Source organism: Pseudoalteromonas thalassia (genome assembly GCF_049257215.1).
GTDB lineage: Bacteria > Pseudomonadota > Gammaproteobacteria > Enterobacterales > Alteromonadaceae > Pseudoalteromonas > Pseudoalteromonas lipolytica_C.
This window is the reverse complement of record NZ_JBMMUE010000024.1, coordinates 1-17839: the sequence shown is the minus strand read 5'-3', so window position 1 is coordinate 17839 and position 17839 is coordinate 1. Positions and strand designations below refer to the sequence as shown.

Below are 17839 nucleotides of genomic sequence, written 5' to 3'. Positions count from 1 at the left end.
GATTTATTCAGCGCTTTTTTCTGTGTAAAGCTCAATGCTATTTTGACTGTTTGCTGTTAAGAATGAAATTGCGAGCTTGTCATTACTTGCATTGAGCTGGCTAATAAAGTGCAAAGGCTGCATTTGCAGAGCTAATTCGACATCCTGCAGGTTTGCTAATTTAATGCTATATACTTCAGTTTCCGTGGCAATATACAAGCTGTGTTGGTTGCTTGTCATTGAGATAATTGAAGGCTTCAGCTCGGTTAACTTATCTGGCGTTGTTAGTTCACTGTAAGTATTGCTGTCACTATCTAAAAGCAGGTATTTTTCATATTTAGAATGCACTATTAGCTGAGTTTCGTCATACCAAGCAATTGCCAAAGGGGTGTCGAGGGTGCTTTTGACAACTTCATCGCTGTTAGTATGCAAAATCATTATTTGGTTTTGCAGGCTACTAAGCTCGGTATAAATAACGGCAATCTTATTACCTCTGACAGCTGCCAGTTTAGTGTTCCCTGGTAGCGTCCAATGCTTAATTTCTGAAAAATCATTCGCATTTAGTAGCGTTAATTGCTGATTGGTTTTATTAAAGCTCACAAGTTTACTACTGCTACTATTTGCAGCAATAATCGCAGTATCTTCACCAAGCTTATCGGTTATATCGATATATTGGTTGTCTTTTCGAAGCCAGTGTTGGCGTTTGTAGTATTCAAAATCCGCGAAATACACATCATTATTAGTTAATGCAACTAAGTCATCCTCATGCTTATTTGCAGTCGCAATATAGCTCATTTGTTTTGATTTTAAGTCAAATAAAGCTGCATCACTGTCGTGTATATCTGTGCTAATTAGCACGCTATGTTTATTAAGAGGGTAAGCGTAATTGGCTCGTTTTACAGGGGCTTTAATAGGTTGCCCACGGCTCATGGTATCAAACGAAAATGATTCAATCGTCAATTTACCGCGGTTATACCAAACAAGCGAGTTGCTTTGCTCATCGTAAGTCGCAGCCCAAGAGCGGTAATTGTTAGTTGTTAATAGCTTTAGTGAGCTGCCGTCTAAATTAGCCATGTAAATTTCTGCTTGGGCAACATTATGGCGTTCAAAAATAATGCGGCTAGGGTTTTGAATCGTCGTTAATATAAAGTCCCCCGTGCCTGTAATATTAGGTGAGGTAATGCGAATCTCTTCACCTGTTTTTAAATCTTGTGCATACAAAGCATATAGGTGAGTTAAACCACGGTAATTATTACGCCTTGTAATTGCCACATTGCCGACTTCCATGTATTGGCTTGGGGTGCGGTTTAGTACAGATTGATTTGTTCGAGGCTTTATTAGCGCTTCGTTAGATAGCAGGTTACTCGCTTGCCAAGTAATACAATCGTTGTAATCATCCCCTTCACATGAACCATAAAATAAGCGTTCACCGTCTTCAGACCAACCTTGTAAAAATAGCTCCCCTGATGCAATCTGGTACTCTCGTTTAGTTGTTAAGTCGACAACATAAAGGTGTTTCTTATCATTTTGCAGTATGTAAGCCAGTTTCGTTTTGTCTTGGCTTAGCAATAACCGATAGTGCGTGCCTTTATGCCAAGTAATGGTTTCGGCTTGAAGATCTAAAAATGGTGCTTGCTCTTGGGCTTCGACATTGGCTTGGGGCTGTTGTATATACAACCAGGTAGCAGCAATCAATAAACTTAATACTAAGGCAACAAAAGGCCATGGCCAGCGCGATGAGTGAGTGTTTTTCTCGCTGATGGTGTTAGTGTTTAGGTGAGGTTTTGTTTCTTCATTTGCCACTACTACTGGTTCAGCAATAGGTGCCTGCTCAAGAGGTCGCACTGCAATGAATAAGCTGTAGCCTTTACGATAATGGGTTTTAATGGTTTGACCTGGCTGTTTCTCTGATTTGAGTACTTTTCTTAGTTCAGAGATAGCTCGGTTTATAGCATTGTCATCAACAAAACTTTGTTGCCAAATATTTTCAACCAGTTCTTGGCGAGTAATTATTCGCTCGTTATTTTCAATAAAAAAGCAGAGCAATTTAAAAAGCAAAGGTTCTAATTCGCGGGTGTGAACACCGTCACTGATAGTTTGCTGTTTTATATTAAGTTGCCATTCGCCAACAAAAATAACATTATCGCGTAAGGGTGAAAGTGCCGACCCCATTTTTAGTCCTTTAGCAAATAATTAGTACTTATTAATGGGGTCGATAATAACAGAAGTTGTACTGTAATTGGTTTTTTTTGTTTTATTTTTGTAAATTAAAGACTATTTTTTGCAACATATACCCACGCATTAGTATGGCAGAGGAATTTTTCTGCAATGCGTTGATAGTCGTCCACTTCGTATTTATCTGCTTGTGCAAGCTCTTGCTCTGTAATTAAGTAGATTGTGCCGCTCACAGAATCGCTTTCATTACCTGTTTTTAATAATGCAGGATGAAAACGTTGCCCACTGCTTTTAAGTACGGCCTCGTCGGTGATCTCTACTTCGCCAACTACATACCCTGTCAGCGTGGCTGGTTGACCTTCGAGCAAACGCCCAAAGGTATCTAACTGAACTTGTGGGTACTGCAAGGTACCGTACGAAAATAGCTTTTCCATATTAATCCAAAAGGGGAAAGTTGTTAGCAATATCAGACTCAGTACTTTGCGCGACCCAGCCTTCGGTATTATTGAATAAGCGAATTGCTGTGAATTCAGGATCACTGCCCATATCAAACCAATGTGGTGTAAGCTCAGGTACTGAAATCAGGTCGCCTTGTTGGCAAAGAACTTGATACACTTTATCGCCCAAGTGTAGGCAAAATAAACCTTGGCCTTTCACAAAAAAGCGCACTTCATCTTCACTATGAGTATGTTCAAATAAGAACTTGCTGCGTAATTCGCTGGCATTTGGGTTACCTTTTGCAAGCGAAATAACATCCACTGTTTGATAGCCACCCTCAGCCTTAAGGCGTTCTATATCGTTAGCATAGGCAGTTAAAATAGCGTCATGACTGGTGTCTTGATCAATCTGTGCCGTTGCTTGCCATTGCTCAAAGCGAACGCCAACCGCATTAAGCTCTCTAGCAATAGCGCTTAAATCTTCACTATGAAACAGTATGTTATCTGCGTTTGTATCATTAAAAATAGTTAATTGACTCATACTAAAAGCTCCGCGCTGAATGCTGTGAAATCGTTAATATATGGGTGGATATCACTTGCTTCTTGGCCATCTCGAATAAGGTGAAGCGTTCGCAGACCTGCCGCTTTTGCAGCATCAAGCTCTGCTTCAACATCGCTTAAAAATAGCACCTCTTCAGCGTCAAAAGGCAGTTCAGCAATAATATTCTCATAAGAGCTTTGCTGTTGTTTTGCGCCTACTTTAGTATCGAAGTAACCACTGAATAAAGGTCTCACATCACCATAATCAGAAAACTCAAAAATCAGGTGTTGGGCTTTTACTGAGCCAGATGAGTACACATAGAGACTTTTGCCCGCTTGTTTTTGGGCTTGTAAAAAGTCATAAGCATCAGGGTAAAGGTGGCCAGTAAAATCACCATTTTCGTAGCCAGTTTGCCAAATTAATCCTTGCAATTGCTTAAGTGGAGTAATTTTTTGGTCCGTTTCTATCCAATGAATTAAATGCTTAATAACCGTGTCAATATCGGCTTCTGGTTGTTCAATATGTGCTTTAACAGCATCAATTTGGGCTGCAACTTCTGGGTCTGTTTGATGTGACTTTACAAACTCGGGTAATTGCCCTGCAGCGTAAGGGAATAAGACGTCTTTGACAAAAGAAATGCGGGTAATTGTGCCTTCAATATCGGTTAAAATCGCTTTGATCATGGCTGAACTCCAGCTTGAATACCTTCTAGTTTTAAGCGCTCAAGTTCACAGCTAAACAAAAACTCTAAGCCTTCTAAATGACGCAGTACTTCTTTGATATCGCGACCAACCACGTATAAACCGTGGCCGCGGATTAATACGGCATGCTCAATAGGGGTGTGAAGGTGATGATCACTGACAAGTAAACTTAAACGGTCGATGTCTTGGTCGTTATCAAAAATAGGAATACTTAGCGTATCTAAATGCGATTTAACACCACTTAAAGACTTTTGCATTTCGTAGCCGTGTAAGTTGATAGTATGGCCTTTAATAACACGAGATAACACGGTTGCCGCTACCGAATGAGTGTGTAAGACATAGTTTGCTGATGGGATCAGCTTATACATATTTAGATGCAGCTCGGTTTCGGCTGAAGGATTACCTGAGCCCTTAGTGCGATTACCTTCATGATCAAATTCAATAAACGCATGAGTGCCGAGTTGGCCTTTATCGAAGCCACTTGCTGTGACAACATAGCCACTTGCTGTGCGGGCTGAAAAGTTACCACCAGTAGCAGGGACCCAACCGCGTTGACTTACCCATTTACCGGCTTCAATTAGTTTTGAAATAGCGGTATTGTTATGCATATATTCCTCGACATTCTAAAAATTATTTAGACGGCTATACATCTGTTTTAAGCAATGATAGCATCGCTTCGGGCGCAAAACCATCTTTAAGGAACCTCTGTGTTTGAAAGTAAATTGCCGAATTTAGGCACCAGCATTTTTAGTCAAATGACCGCTCTGGCAAATAAGTACCAAGCGCTTAACTTATCTCAGGGTTTTCCTGAGTTTGATGCACCTGAATTGCTAAAAAAACAGCTTAATCATTATGTACTTGAGGGGGTAAATCAATATGCACCTTCAAGTGGTGTTGCAAGGCTGCAGCAGCAAATAGCCGCACTGATTGCTAGAAAATACCATAACAACATAAATTATGAGCAACAAGTTACCGTCACCTCAGGAGCAACAGAGGCATTGTTCGTGGCGATTCAAGCACTTGTCAAAGAGGGTGACGAAGTTGTGGTGTTTGACCCCGCTTATGATTCGTACCAGCCAGCAATCGAACTTGCCGGTGGTCGCTCAGTTCACGTTGCCTTGCATGCGCCAGATTACAAAATTGATTGGCAAGCCGTAGCCGATGTCATTACAGACAAAACGCGTGTCATCATCATCAATACGCCACATAACCCAAGCGGGAAAATCTTTAAAACAGAAGATATTAACGCCCTTAAAGCGCTTGTTGCTAAGCATGATTTATATGTAATCAGCGATGAAGTGTATGAGCACATTACCTTTGATGGTGCTTTGCATTTAAGTGCGCTGACCGACCCTGAGTTATTTGCACGCAGTTTTGTGATCTCAAGCTTTGGCAAAACCTTTCACAGCACTGGCTGGAAGATGGGTTACTGTGTTGCGCCTGCTCAGCTAATGGTGGAGTTTCGTAAAATTCACCAATACGTGACTTTTTCAAGCTTTACGCCTGCCCAACATGCACTTGCCGATATGCTTGAGTTAGAGCCTGAGCATGTTGATGAACTGAACCTTTTTTATCAACAAAAACGCGATTTACTTAGCGAAGCACTAGCACACAGTCGCTTTAAAATATTACCAAGTGAAGGCACCTACTTCTTATTGCTCGATTATAGTGATGTATCTGATCTTGATGATGTTGAGTTTTGCCATTGGCTGGTAGAGCAAGCAGGTGTTGCAGCTGTGCCGCTTAGTGTGTTTTACAACAGCGTAAGCAGTGACAAAGTGATTCGTTTATGTTTTGCAAAAAATGATGACACATTAAAACGCGCCGCGGAGATTTTATGTCAACTTTAACCTTAGCTTTAGTGCAGTCCTCACTGCACTGGCTTGATAAAAACGCTAATCTTGCGCACTTTACTGAGCAGCTTGACAGTTTAAACGAGCAAGTTGATTTAATTGTCTTGCCAGAAACATTTGCTACTGGTTTTGCGATTAATCTAGATTGCAGTGAGCCTGAGCAAGGCGAGGTACTTAGCTGGTTAAAAGCTACAGCTAAGCAAAAAAATGCTGTGGTTGCAGGCTCTGTTTTAGTCGCAAAAGGTGATAAAAAGGCCAATCGCTTTTATTGGGCTTGGCCAAACGGCGAAGTAAAATATTACGACAAACGCCATTTATTCTGTTTAGGTAATGAAGGCAATTTTGTTGCAGCAGGTACACTGCGCGAGATATTCACTATTAATGATTTTCGCATTTTACCGCAAGTGTGTTACGACCTTCGCTTTCCTGTATTTCAGCGTAATTGCAACGACTATGATGTGATGATAAACGTAGCTAATTGGCCCGCTGCTCGTCGCAATGTGTGGGATACCCTGTTAAAAGCACGCGCAATGGAAAACCTCTGTTATGTCGCAGGCGTAAACCGCATTGGCGCTGATGGTAATGATGTTGCCCACAGCGGAGGCACTGCTGTATATGATTTTAAAGGTGATACTTTGGCTGCGCTTGAAGATAACCAATCGGGTATCATTATTAAGCGCTTAGAAAAATCACCTTTAGATGACTTTAGAATGGCTTTTCCTGCTCATTTAGACGCTGATCAATTTCAGTTACTGTAATTGCTCGAAGAAGCCTACTCAAAAATTTGTTAAACTCATGGTTGGATTATTTACTTTAAGCAATCATGAGTCGCAAAATCACCCCCGTTATTCTTGCTGGTGGCATAGGTTCTCGTTTATGGCCGTTGTCACGTAAAGCGATGCCTAAGCAATTTTTGTCTTTGCTTAGCGAAAAATCACTGTTACAGAGCACGTTGTTACGAGTGGCTGACTCACGATTTAATGCGCCGATTTTAGTATGCAATGAAGAGCACCGTTTTATTACTAAAGCGCAAATTGCAGAAATCACAGATAGCTATACTCTACTGCTGGAGCCTGAAGGTAAAAATACCGCGCCAGCGATTGCCTTAGCAGCTGAATTTGCGTTGCAAAATGGCCTAACGGATCCCTTACTAGTCATGCCTGCTGATCACCACATAAGTGATTTTGATAAGCTTATTGCATGCTTAGATAATGCTATAGCGCTTTGCCAGCAACAACAGTTAGTGACCTTTGCCATTACACCCACTGAGCCACATACTGGTTATGGTTATATTCGCCAAGGTGAGCAGTTAGCCCATGAAGGCTGCTTTAAGGTGGCTGAATTTAAAGAAAAACCAGCCCGGCAATTAGCCGAGAAATACCTTGCCAGTGGTGAATATGGCTGGAATAGCGGCATGTTCTTATTTTTGCCGGATGTGTATTTAAGCGAACTTAATCGTTTTGCGCCAAAGATTGCTGACAGTGTCGCAAAGGCGGCAAGCTTTACTGCAGATTTAGGTTTTCAACGGCCTGTTGCGGATGCGCTCTCAGCATGCCCAAGTGATTCCATTGATTATGCTATTTTGGAGCGTAGCGCTAACGTTGCTGTTATTCCTGTTGATTTAAATTGGAGCGATGTTGGCAGCTTTTCAGCACTCTCTAAAATCGCTGAAAAAGACTGTCATGGTAACTATTTAGCCTCGCAAGGCGTGAGTTTAGATAGCGAAAATAATCTACTCATCAGCGAACCCGACCACACTATTGCGGCGCTCGGCGTGAGTAATCAAGCAATTATTCATACTCATGATGCCACTTTAGTGGCAGATAAAAGTGCGCTCGATAAGCTTCCTGATTTACTTAAGCAGCTTGCTGTTATTGATAATGACAAATTGACTCACCATCAAGCGGTATTCAGACCTTGGGGCAACTATCGAACTTTAATTGAAAGTACTGGCTTTAAGGTAAAGAAAATAATCGTCAACAGCGGTGCAAAACTCTCAACTCAACGCCATCAGCACCGTGCAGAGCATTGGGTTGTCGTATCTGGAGTGGCAAGTGTGCGAGTAGGTGATGACGAGTTTGAGCTAACAGCCGATCAATCTTGTTATATTGCGGCTAAACAATTACATAGCCTCGCTAATCAACAAGCCACACCTCTGATCGTTATTGAAGTACAAACCGGTGCAATACTTGATGAAAGCGACATCGAGCGATTTGATGATAGGTATGGTAGGGACTAGCTATAAGTTTTAACTAAATTGAGCCGGTTGTTTCTTTATTGAGAACAGCCGGCTTAAACTTTTATTGGTTAGGTTTTAACGCTTCCGCTTTCCCTAAGTTAATTCACTTCTTACATGTTTTAAGTAGGCTTGAAGGCTGTCTTGCCACAGCACAAGTGTATCTGTAAGTGAGTCTTTAAGAGGTTTGTTGTCGAGTAACTTACGCTCTATTTTTTTAAGCTCTAAGCCGTAACGGTTAAAGCCTAATTGCAAAGCGGTACTGGCTTGGCGGTGGAGAAGTTTGATGCACTGTTCTTTATCATCTTCTACAAGTTGTTGACAGCGAATCAACTTGTTACGAGCTGATAAAACAAATTCGTTATAGATTGATGATACTTCATCTTCATTAAATGAGCTTACAAGTGTCGCTGCAGCCGTTTCATCGTACAAAGTGTCGCGCAGCTCGACAGCTATGCTAGCAGCCTGGTTCGTTTGCGAATCGCTAAGTGCTTGGCGTAGCTTTTGTTGCTTTATTGGTTTTCCGACAATATCTTTAATTCCCAGCGCCAAGTATTCTTTTATTTCATCGGGGCTAAGGCTTGCTGTAAAGGCAAGCACCGGTGTTCGTTGATTTAAGTGGTCAACAGTTTTGAGTTTTTTTAATACATCCTGCCCACTGAGATCAGGTAAATTCATATCAAGTAACACTACGTCAAAGTGGTGCTTTTGCATTAACTCTATAGCACTTTTGCCATCTTTTGCGAGCTTAATTTTGTGCTCGTCATCGGCCATAAATTCGATAGCAATTTTTTGGTTTAGATCGAGATCTTCTACCAATAAAACGTCGAGCCCAGTGACATAGTCTTTTGATTGGTGGCGTTGTTCAACAAGACTTAACTCACCAATCGCAAGTGAAATATCGAAACTAAAAGTACTGCCTTTATTTAGCTCACTGGTTATATTAAGTTTACTTCCAAGTTTTTCGAGTAATCGGCTTGTTATTGCCAAACCAAGTCCCGTGCCGCCTTTTTCTTTACCTGCACTGCTTTGTACATAGGGTTCTGTGAGAAAGATAATTTCTTCGTCTTCGATACCCGGACCTGAGTCGATAACACTGATGCGAACAAGATGATCTAATTGTCTTTCTTTAAGTAACGTTACATGTATTTTTACTGCGCCGTGGTCTGTAAATTTAATCGCATTACCCACTAAGTTAATAATAACTTGTCTTAGTTTTTGCTGGTCGCAGTAGTAACATGCTTGAGCAGGTAAATCGTAAATAAGCTCAAACTTTAAATGTTTTTGTTCTGCAAGTGGGCTTAGCAGTAAGCATAAATTGTTTAACCAAGTTTTAAACTCAACATCTTCTTCATAAAGCGCTTCATCACGCTGATCTAGACTTGCATAATCAAGGACTTTATCAACCAGTAAATTGAGAGATTCTGCAGAGTTGATAATCGCTTCACAGTAAGGTTTATCGCGAGGATCACTTGATTGGTTCATGATAAGTTGTGCGCTCCCTAAAATACCATTTAGGGGGGTGCGAATTTCATGGCTAATTGTTGACAAAAATAAGCCGCGAATTTCAAGGTCTTTTTGTGCTTTTTCAGTGAGTTGATTTAAATTCTGTTCTCGGCGTTCATTACATAATAATGCCATACCCGTGGCATAAAACATGGGTGCGATAACGCCGTTAATGAATAGGGTAATACTAAACCAGTTTGCCGATAATAAGTCTGCTTTAGCAATATCGCCCATTAATAAAGTGCGGCCAGTAAAAATAGCAAGAATAATGCTGAGTATTAAAATATAGACAATGCTGCCATTAGGGTAGTTTTTACGGCCATTGCGAATGAACAGTGCCAATAAGAACAGCGCTTCGATAACATGCTGTAAATCAGAAACTAAAATGCGACTTCTTAACTCTGAATTGTCAGTAGAGAGGTAGATCATAAGTAGCGCAAATGCTGCAGTTATACCGACAAAAGCTTTGAAACCGGCACACTTAGCATTGAAAAATTGGCAAACGGCAAGAACATGAATGATTGAGGCACAAAAAAGTAGTGAGTTGGCAATCGATATACTGGCTACATTATTAATATGACCATGTAATGCAAAACTCATTACTGATGCAAACATGACTAGAGGGTAGAAAATATAAAGAAGTGTACCTGGGGTATTATTATTTGTTCGCCAGGTTAAATAGTTCAGTAACGTCATTACCGCCATCATAGCGGCGCTTACATAATATAAAGTAGCTGAATCTAGCATTATTTTTCCGGCAGTCTGCAGTCAGCTTGAGAATAAGGTCTATTGCCATGTATATCAACTACAAGATACAAAAACAGACGCTAGTAGCGTCTGTTTAACTTAGTAGGGTGTATTGTAGCAATTGGCAATAATACTTGACGAAGCGTATTGGATTTAACGGATCTCGTCAGGAATATTTTGCTGTGCCCATGACAATAACTCGATACGGTTACGGCATTTGGTTTTTCTGAATGCACTGTACAAGTGAGTTTTTACTGTGTGTGGGCTGATGCTTAAGTCTTCAGCAATCTCTTTATTTTTCGAACCTTTACTCATTAGTGAAATAATTGCTTTTTCACGTTTAGTAAGTTTAACCGGCTCGATGTCGCCATCTGTCAGTTTATGTAAGGCATCTTTATTAAACTGCAGCATGCGATTTAATGCATTACACATGATTTCGCGGCGATACCATAATTGATCTTCCAGCAACAAACGAATGCCTTTCATTAACACATCAGCATTGTCTGTTGTGTAAAAAACACCACGGATACCACTTAATAGAGCACGGTTAGCTAATTCAGGGTTTTCATCTAAATTGAATAATACGATATCGCATTTCATGCGCAGATGAACGAGTTGCTCTTTAAGCTTACCCCATGGATCAGTGCTTGATGTTTCAATGAATAACAAGCGTGTGCCTTCAGGTACTTCAGAAATATCAGTACCAGATGTGACGTCTAGCCCCTGTGTTTTTAAAAGTGGTTCTAATACATTAACACCAATTGTGTTAACCGGTTCTGGATCTAATAATAAAAAGGCTGAACTACTCATATATATACACTCTTGAATAAAGTTGACAGTTTCATCCTACCACGCAATCCACCCCTTTCGTATTAGAAATTTCTGAGAGTTGTGCAGGAAAAGTGCAGTTTGTGTCTATTTTGTGTCAAATAATACAGTTAGTTAACTTAATGCAACGTGTTAACTAACTGATATATATATAGTATAGTCCAAATTAATATGTTTGTACTACTTTTTACAGTTATTTACATATTAAAGTGCTAGATGCTTTCTTTCATCTTATCTTGGTAAGGAGGCCAACCCATTGGTTTGCCCGCTAACATGTGTAGGTGTATATGGTACACCGTTTGCCCGCCATGTTCGTTACAATTCATCACAACACGAAAGCCATCCTCACTAAAACCAAATTGCTTAGCTAGTTTTGCAGCAACGACATACAAGTGACCAACCAAGTGGGCATTTTCTTCTGTAACGTCATTAACAGTCGCAATTGGTGTTTTGGGAATGATCAATACATGAAAGGGTGCTTGTGGATTAATGTCTTTAAAAGCCAGTGATAACTCGTCTTCATAGACAATATCGGCAGGGATCTCGCGATTAATAATCTTTGTAAAAATAGTCTCTTGGCTCATACTTAGCTCTCTTATAAATGTGGTTAAATGACCGCCCACTAATGACAAACTTTATTTGCAGTGTCAAACTGAAACTGCCACAAGTTGAACAACCAAGGAGTGAACATGCGTAAGTTAGTATTACTGAGTAGTGTGTTAATGCTATTGAATAGTGTTAGCAGTGTAGCCGAGACTATTCACTTTCCAGAAGAGCTTGTACCGTTACAAGTGGGAGATCGCCTTATTGAGCAATCATTTTTTAGCCGTGTTGATGATGTTGAGCTTGCCCCAGGTACCTATCAGCTGAAAATGAAATACACAGATCTATATGAGCAAGGTTATGACGACCATCAGGTTGTAGAGTCAGAGCCTTTTTGGGTTGAAGTGACGGTTGAAAATGGCAAAGACTATGATGTTGTATTTAATCGCGCCAGTAATGCTGTAGCAGCGCAGGTGTTTGCTGAGTCACCTCAAGTGAGCCTAAAAGCGAAAGGCAGTGAGCTTGCGATGCCGTTATCAATTGCTAGTTATCGAGCACAGCCAACGTCAGCGCAAGCTGTTGCGACAGCGCCTGTTGCAAGTTCAAGTAGTAAGCCTGCGACAGCAGTGCCAGTTACCTTACCTGCAAAAGTACCAGGTGGGCAGGCTGGATTAAAAAATATGCCAAATGCAGCGGCAATGCTAGAGTTTTGGTGGCAACAAGCGAGCCCTGAAGAGCGTCGGGCATTCTTACAAAAGGTAAGCAACTAAATCTAATTATTAAAAAAGGCGCTGATATCAGCGCCTTTTTTGGGTTTAGTGACTTACTTTGCAAATAAGTCGTCAACTGTACCTTGTGCAAGAGGGTGGTAACCCGGACGTGCTTTTAAGTACACATCATGCGCCCAGTCTTTTTTACCGTTCTTAATAAGAGCTTTATATAGTGGCACAATTAATTTACGGCGACCGATGCCAGAGAGGTGCTTATCAAGAGCAGGGTAAATTGGTTGATAACCATTACCTACCGCTAGCATAAACCATGCGAAAGCGCGCTCAGCATTAGTTGACTGTGTTAAGTTGAATTGCTTATCAAGCTCAGTCATTTTTTCAATGCTTAAATCGCGAGGTAGATTATTTAAAAAGTGTAGCCACTCATGAACAGACCAATCTGCTGTTGGTAATTGAGCTGCACTAATCTCACCGTTTAACCATGTTTTGGTCACTGCATCAACTTTATCGAAAGCATCAGAGGTTGGATTTGGTGCGTCGCTTGGTAAGCCTGGCTCAAAAATCCACTCATTAACTTTATCCATGCTGACCACGCCTGGGTATTTGTCGATCAGGTTTGCTTTTAAGTAAGTAACAAATTGAGCGGTTGTAAGAGACTTAAACGCAAATTGATCAAAGTAACCTTTTACAAATGGGTCAAACTTGTCACGACCATATTTGTTTTCTAGATAGATTAAGAAAAGTTGACCTTTAGTGTAAGGTACTGAGCTAAATGCATCATCAGGATCGCGGCCATCTAGTTTTAAGTTAAGGCGCGTATCTGGTGCTGGTAGCGTTTTAAGTAATGCACGTAAGCCTGCTGCATCAAGGGCTTGTTCCATCACTGCACGGTCACGGCCAAACACTTCTTCCATGATGCGGTTTTCAACGTAAGACGTGAAGCCTTCGTTTAGCCATAAATCTTCCCACGTTGCATTAGTCACTAAGTTACCAGACCAAGAGTGAGCAAGCTCGTGAGCAATAAGGTTTACTAAGCTTTTATCACCAGCAACAACCGTTGGTGTGATGAATGACAAGCGTGGGTTTTCCATACCACCGAATGGGAAGCTTGGTGGCAGCATTAATAAATCGTAACGACCCCATGCGTATTCGCCATACATTGCGTTAGTTTTGTCGATCATCGCTTGTGTGTCGTTAAACTCTGCAACCGACGCATCTAAAATTGTTGGCTCAGCAAAAATACCGGTTTGCTTAGACATGGCTTTAAATTCTAAATTACCCGCACCAATTGCGATTAAGTATGGCGAAATGGGTTGTGGCATATCGAATAAGTAGTCGCCGTCTTTATAAAGCGCATCTTTATTGTCAGCACTCATAACTGCACGAATGTCTTTAGGAGTGTGAATACGTGCAGAGTAAGTTACGCGCATTGCAGGCGTATCTTGTACAGGGATCCAACTACGAGCATGAATTGCTTGTGATTGGCTGTACATAAATGGGTGTGACTTACTGGCTGTTTGCTCTGGTGTTAACCACTGTAAACCTGAAGCTTCTGGGCGGCTGTTGTAGTAGATACGTGCTTTAACCGCTTGGCTTTTAAATTTAATTGTTAATTTTGAGCCCTTCACGTCATCACGTGCAGCAAGGGTGAAGTCAGCTTTGTGCCAGCTGCCTTTTTTATCTTGATACATTACTTTGTCGATATCTAAATCGCGAGTATCAAGTATAAGTGTTTTGCTGTTCGCATTGTGCCAATCTAGCGTATGCTCAACAAAACCCTCTAGTTGTTTGTCATCAAAATCAACATCTAAATCTAGTAGTAGGTGAGTGGTTGTTACGTCATCTAAGTTTGCGTAAGTGTGCTGGCTGATTGCATCTGCAGTTGCTTGAGAGCAAGCACCGGCCATAGCAAGACTTAAAAGTAATGGTTTAAACTTCATAATAACCCTGGAACACAAATGAAAAAGAGCCCGTTTTATAACATGATTAGTGCAGTGGGTTGAGTGATTTTTACAATCTAATGCGTATTTTGCGACGATAGGTTACACTAATGCGATTAGTTACCGGTAACCTTTGAGGCGTTTTGTGGCTCAGTCCCTGCAATCTTTTCATACCTTTTCTTTGCCAAGCCAATGCCAGCATTTTTATCAAATTGATGAAGTGAATCAGCTTTTAAGCACAGACTTTTCGTCTCCCTTTTGTATTTTAGGTGAAGGCAGTAATACAGTGTTTTTATCTGACTACCAAGGTTCTGTCGTTCACATGAACACGAAGGGCATAAATATAGAGCAGCAAAGTGATGGCTTTTTATTGCATATAGCGGCCGGAGAAAATTGGCATCAATTAGTCGCTATGACCATTGCCAATGACATGCCAGGGCTTGAAAACCTTGCTTTAATCCCCGGTACCGTTGGAGCTGCGCCAGTGCAAAATATTGGTGCTTATGGTGTGGAGCTCGAAAAGTTTGTTAGTTATGTTGAGTACTTTGATATTGCTACCAAAACGATAAACCGTTTAACAAAAGACGAATGCCAATTTGGCTATCGTGACTCTATCTTTAAACATGCACTTAAAAATAAAGCGGTGATCACTCAAGTCGGGTTACTGCTCCCTAAAAAGTGGCAACCAGTGCTCAGTTATGGGCCATTGCAACAGCTTACAACTCCTTCGCCACAGCAGGTGTTTGAACAAATCATCACAACTAGAAACAGCAAACTACCAAACCCAAGTGAACTTGCTAATGCGGGAAGTTTTTTTAAAAACCCTGTGATCTCTAATGAACAACTTGCGTTACTTCTAAAACAGTACCCTGAGCTACCTCATTACTATGTTGATGCTGAACATCATAAGGTTGCCGCAGGGTGGTTGATTGAACATGCTGGGTTAAAAGGCTATCAAGTTGCAGGAATTGAAGTTCATCAGCAGCAAGCGTTAGTGCTCGTGAATCACGGCAATAGCACTGGGGATGATTTAATTGCTATGGTGAAACATGTTCAGCAACAAGTCTGGCAAAATTACAAAATTGCGCTACAACATGAGGTGCGACTGATTGATGCCGATCGTGAGTGTCACATTGAATTGGGAGCTTCATCATGAAAGCACCAGATGGTAATAAATTAGCTATTTTGCAAGCGCTCAATCAAGGTGGTTTTGTTTCTGGCCAGCAATTAGGAGAACAATTAGGTATTAGCCGTGCTGCTGTTGGTAAACATATTCATTCTTTGCAGGAAATGGGCCTAGATATCTTTAAAGTAACGGGTAAAGGGTATTGCCTGAACAATAATGCAGGGTTTCTAAATCAACAAGCGATTACTGAGCAGTATAAAAAACTTGGTGGTAACACAGCTAACGTTGAGGTGCAGCCAATTATTGATTCAACCAATAGTGAATTAATGCGCCGTCTACAAAGTGACGTTCCGTTAACATCTGGCACTGTACTGGTTGCGGAAATGCAGCAAGCAGGAAAAGGCCGTCGCGGCCGAGTATGGCAATCACCATTTGGCGCTAATTTATACTTTAGTTACTTCTGGCGCTTGGATGATGGCTTACAGGCGGCGATGGGAGTGTCGATTGCAGTAGGGCTAGCTGTATATGATGCCTTAAAAGCTTTGTATCAAATTGATGTTGAGCTTAAGTGGCCAAACGATATTTATATAAACAGAGAAAAACTGGCGGGTGTTCTCGTTGAACTTGATGGGCAACCACAAGGGCCCTGTCAATTAGTGATCGGTATTGGCATAAATCTACATATGCCCGAAAGTGTCAGCCAACACATTGACCAAGCGTGGACCGACCTGAGTCAGCATGTTCAACAGTTAGATAAGAATAAACTCGCTGCTTATTTGTGTATTTGTTTAGAACAGCGATTAGCGCAGTACCAGCAGTCAGGGCTAAACGAGATGTACATACAATGGAATAGCTTAAATGCATTTGCTAAAGAGTGTGTCGAGCTAAATACAGGACATCGTAGCTGGCGAGGAATTTGTGAAGGGATTGATAGCCAAGGTGGTATCCGCATTCGCCAAGACGGAGAGGTAAAAAGTTATTATGGTGGTGAGATTTCATTGCGTAAGGCAGATAAATGAGACTGTTAGTTGATGTAGGTAATACTGCTATTAAAGCTGTTTTATATAATCAGGGCTGTTACAAACAATGTGAACTGAATGCGCTGCCTTGGCCGCAAATTAATGACATGGTGTTTGCTTGTGTAGGCAGCACCGAGTTGCTTGCTCCTCTCATTAAGTTAGCCGAGCAACATAAAGTTACCGTGTACGAGGCAAAAGTAAGCGCTAAACTTGAGAATTTAAAATGTGCCTACGAGCACTTTACCAATTTAGGTATTGATCGTTGGCTTGCACTAATTGCTGCATATGTGGAGCTGCCAAAGCAACACTGTATTGTGGTCGATGCTGGCACCGCAACAACGATTGATGTATTAAACAGCGAAGGAGAACACCTTGGCGGGTGGATTTTGCCTGGGCTTGATTTAATGACAACCTCATTAACGCAAAATACGCAAAAAGTGTTCGATGATGGGCAAACTCCATTTGCTGCAGAGTTAGGTCGAAATACCCCTAATGGTTTAAAAAACGGTGCACTTGTTGCGACTGTAGGGGCAATTGAGCAAGCTAAGCGTCATCTTAATAACGAAAATAGCTGTTTATTATTCGCTGGTGGCTATGGAAAGTTGTTGGCCGAACAGTTCGCTGAGAGTGAGTTTGACAGTCAGCTTGTTTTCAAAGGACTGAATTACTGGTTAGAATTAACACTAAAACAGTAAAAAAGCCTATATTTGCCTGAATAGTGAGCGTTTAACACATAAAATCACATTTTTTTTGATTTTATTGTTGCATCACAATAAACCTTACCTTAGAATCTCGCCCCGTACTAAAGCAGTGCCGACTTAGCTCAGTTGGTAGAGCAACTGACTTGTAATCAGTAGGTCATCCGTTCAACTCGGATAGTCGGCACCACTTTCCTTTTACCGGAAGTGACTTAGTAAAGAATTTTCGTGGAGGGGTTCCCGAGCGGCCAAAGGGATCAGACTGTAAATCTGACGGCTCAGCCTTCGCTGGTTCGAATCCAGCTCCCTCCACCACTTTATTCTTGACGGTTAGAGGTAGTTTAAGAACAGGTTCCTATGCGGGCATCGTATAATGGCTATTACCTCAGCCTTCCAAGCTGATGATGCGGGTTCGATTCCCGCTGCCCGCTCCAGACTTCTGGTGTTGCTGATATAGCTCAGTTGGTAGAGCGCACCCTTGGTAAGGGTGAGGTCGGCAGTTCAAATCTGCCTATCAGCACCAGTATCGAGAACTCATCTTAATTTCTTCCTTTATCTGTCAGAAAAAACTATTTGAAATTTGAAAAAATTAAATTAATCTACCCTCGGTGGATTATTTTCATATGTAATCTAGATACACAAAACTGATAGGTTCCGTCATGGCAAAAGAAAAGTTTGAACGCGTAAAACCGCACGTAAACGTTGGTACAATCGGCCACGTTGACCACGGTAAAACAACTCTAACAGCAGCAATCACTAACGTACTTGCAAAAGTATACGGT

At 41.3% G+C, this 17839-nt stretch carries 17 protein-coding genes and 4 tRNA genes; 12 read left to right on the top strand and 9 right to left on the bottom strand.

Annotated features, from left to right (window positions below; genetic code table 11):
* Window positions 1–3: 3 nt before the first annotated feature.
* From AAEU31_RS19675 to AAEU31_RS19655, 5 genes are all read right to left on the bottom strand, one after another.
* Entirely contained in the window at window positions 4–2151 is a 2148-nt protein-coding gene (locus AAEU31_RS19675; RefSeq protein WP_421968086.1) for a winged helix-turn-helix domain-containing protein, read from the bottom strand.
* 95 nt (window positions 2152–2246) lie between these two features.
* Window positions 2247–2588: a gamma-glutamylcyclotransferase family protein gene (locus AAEU31_RS19670; protein ID WP_135922960.1), complete on the bottom strand. Its 342-nt coding sequence runs from the start codon at window positions 2586–2588 to the stop codon at window positions 2247–2249.
* A 1-nt stretch (window position 2589) separates the two neighbouring features.
* Window positions 2590–3132, bottom strand: coding sequence for a 1,2-dihydroxy-3-keto-5-methylthiopentene dioxygenase (locus AAEU31_RS19665; RefSeq protein WP_135922959.1), 543 nt, complete (start codon window positions 3130–3132; stop codon window positions 2590–2592).
* Complete coding sequence (mtnC, locus tag AAEU31_RS19660; RefSeq protein WP_199527219.1) at window positions 3129–3815, bottom strand: acireductone synthase; 687 nt, start codon at window positions 3813–3815, stop codon at window positions 3129–3131. Before mtnC ends, AAEU31_RS19665 begins: the two co-directional genes overlap by 4 nt.
* A complete protein-coding gene (locus tag AAEU31_RS19655) occupies window positions 3812–4441 on the bottom strand; it encodes a methylthioribulose 1-phosphate dehydratase (protein ID WP_421968085.1) in 630 nt (209 codons plus the stop codon). Before AAEU31_RS19655 ends, mtnC begins: the two co-directional genes overlap by 4 nt.
* A gap of 99 nt (window positions 4442–4540) precedes the next feature.
* Between AAEU31_RS19655 and AAEU31_RS19650 the strand changes: the two genes are divergently transcribed.
* From AAEU31_RS19650 to AAEU31_RS19640, 3 genes are all read left to right on the top strand, one after another.
* Entirely contained in the window at window positions 4541–5683 is a 1143-nt protein-coding gene (locus AAEU31_RS19650) for a methionine aminotransferase (RefSeq protein ID WP_421968084.1), read from the top strand.
* Window positions 5671–6444: an amidohydrolase gene (locus AAEU31_RS19645; RefSeq protein ID WP_421968083.1), complete on the top strand. Its 774-nt coding sequence runs from the start codon at window positions 5671–5673 to the stop codon at window positions 6442–6444. Before AAEU31_RS19650 ends, AAEU31_RS19645 begins: the two co-directional genes overlap by 13 nt.
* A 65-nt stretch (window positions 6445–6509) precedes the next feature.
* Entirely contained in the window at window positions 6510–7925 is a 1416-nt protein-coding gene (locus tag AAEU31_RS19640; protein WP_421968082.1) for a mannose-1-phosphate guanylyltransferase/mannose-6-phosphate isomerase, read from the top strand.
* A 93-nt stretch (window positions 7926–8018) separates the two neighbouring features.
* On the opposite strand, the gene AAEU31_RS19635 is transcribed toward AAEU31_RS19640, so the two are convergent.
* The 3 genes from AAEU31_RS19635 to AAEU31_RS19625 all read right to left on the bottom strand — a co-directional run bounded on the left by AAEU31_RS19635 (window position 8019) and on the right by AAEU31_RS19625 (window position 11587).
* Window positions 8019–10175, bottom strand: coding sequence for an ATP-binding protein (locus AAEU31_RS19635; protein WP_421968081.1), 2157 nt, complete (start codon window positions 10173–10175; stop codon window positions 8019–8021).
* Between the two features lie 153 nt (window positions 10176–10328).
* Window positions 10329–10985: a helix-turn-helix transcriptional regulator gene (locus tag AAEU31_RS19630; protein WP_135922952.1), complete on the bottom strand. Its 657-nt coding sequence runs from the start codon at window positions 10983–10985 to the stop codon at window positions 10329–10331.
* Between the two features lie 230 nt (window positions 10986–11215).
* Window positions 11216–11587 (bottom strand): histidine triad nucleotide-binding protein, encoded by a 372-nt coding sequence (locus AAEU31_RS19625; RefSeq protein WP_135922951.1) that lies wholly within the window; start codon window positions 11585–11587, stop codon window positions 11216–11218.
* Between the two features lie 105 nt (window positions 11588–11692).
* Between AAEU31_RS19625 and AAEU31_RS19620 the strand changes: the two genes are divergently transcribed.
* A complete protein-coding gene (locus AAEU31_RS19620; RefSeq protein WP_421968080.1) occupies window positions 11693–12316 on the top strand; it encodes a DUF2057 domain-containing protein in 624 nt (207 codons plus the stop codon).
* A 53-nt stretch (window positions 12317–12369) separates the two neighbouring features.
* Here AAEU31_RS19620 and AAEU31_RS19615 read toward each other — a convergent pair whose 3' ends face one another.
* Complete coding sequence (locus tag AAEU31_RS19615; RefSeq protein ID WP_421968079.1) at window positions 12370–14214, bottom strand: M1 family metallopeptidase; 1845 nt, start codon at window positions 14212–14214, stop codon at window positions 12370–12372.
* A gap of 145 nt (window positions 14215–14359) precedes the next feature.
* Here AAEU31_RS19615 and murB point away from each other — a divergent pair, with 145 nt between their 5' ends.
* The 8 genes from murB to AAEU31_RS19575 all read left to right on the top strand — a co-directional run.
* On the top strand, window positions 14360–15370 hold the full coding sequence (gene murB, locus AAEU31_RS19610) for a UDP-N-acetylmuramate dehydrogenase (protein ID WP_253039071.1): 1011 nt from the start codon (window positions 14360–14362) through the stop codon (window positions 15368–15370).
* Window positions 15367–16359 carry a bifunctional biotin--[acetyl-CoA-carboxylase] ligase/biotin operon repressor BirA gene (gene birA, locus AAEU31_RS19605; RefSeq protein WP_138558424.1) on the top strand — a complete coding sequence of 331 codons (993 nt, stop codon included), beginning with the start codon at window positions 15367–15369 and terminating at the stop codon, window positions 16357–16359. Before murB ends, birA begins: the two co-directional genes overlap by 4 nt.
* A complete protein-coding gene (locus tag AAEU31_RS19600; protein ID WP_199527228.1) occupies window positions 16356–17054 on the top strand; it encodes a type III pantothenate kinase in 699 nt (232 codons plus the stop codon). Before birA ends, AAEU31_RS19600 begins: the two co-directional genes overlap by 4 nt.
* 117 nt (window positions 17055–17171) lie before the next feature.
* A tRNA-Thr gene (locus AAEU31_RS19595) sits at window positions 17172–17247 on the top strand.
* 40 nt (window positions 17248–17287) lie between these two features.
* A tRNA-Tyr gene (locus AAEU31_RS19590) sits at window positions 17288–17372 on the top strand.
* Window positions 17373–17416: 44 nt separating this feature from the next.
* Window positions 17417–17491, top strand: a tRNA-Gly gene (locus tag AAEU31_RS19585).
* A 13-nt stretch (window positions 17492–17504) separates the two neighbouring features.
* Window positions 17505–17580, top strand: a tRNA-Thr gene (locus AAEU31_RS19580).
* A 136-nt stretch (window positions 17581–17716) separates the two neighbouring features.
* Window positions 17717–17839, top strand: a 123-nt coding sequence (locus tag AAEU31_RS19575) for a GTP-binding protein (protein ID WP_249929207.1), incomplete at its 3' end; no start/stop codon positions are given.